Origin of the sequence: Devosia naphthalenivorans (assembly GCF_003056355.1) — a bacterium.
Classification (GTDB): Bacteria; Pseudomonadota; Alphaproteobacteria; order Rhizobiales; family Devosiaceae; genus Devosia; species Devosia naphthalenivorans.
In genome coordinates, this window is record NZ_PYVW01000052.1 from 1 (window position 1) to 309 (window position 309).

The 309-nt window shown below is 51.5% G+C and carries 1 protein-coding gene; it reads right to left on the bottom strand.

Features of this window, described 5'->3' with window-relative positions; genetic code table 11:
- Nucleotides 1–119 precede the first annotated feature (119 nt).
- Nucleotides 120–309 (bottom strand): phage tail tip domain-containing protein (locus C8264_RS22435; RefSeq protein ID WP_205245762.1); only part of this gene is annotated, 190 nt, incomplete at its 5' end.

Sequence of the window (309 nt, forward strand, 5' to 3'; positions counted from 1 at the left end):
AATTCGACTGTCACCGAAGTGCGGCAAAGACAGCAACGGCAATACACACATTACGCATCGTTCACCTCTCACTGTTTTATAATAAAACGCCCGTTCCCGGACGAACCTCTGTAACACACTCAGACCACGCTGATGCCCAGCGCCTGTTTCTTAATCACCATAACCTGCACATCGCTGGCAAACGTATACGGCGGAATATCTGCCGAATGCCGTGTGGACGTAAGCGTGAACGTCAGGATCACGTTTCCCCGACCCGCTGGCATGTCAACAATACGGGAGAACACCTGTCCCTTCAGTAGAAGGGGAATT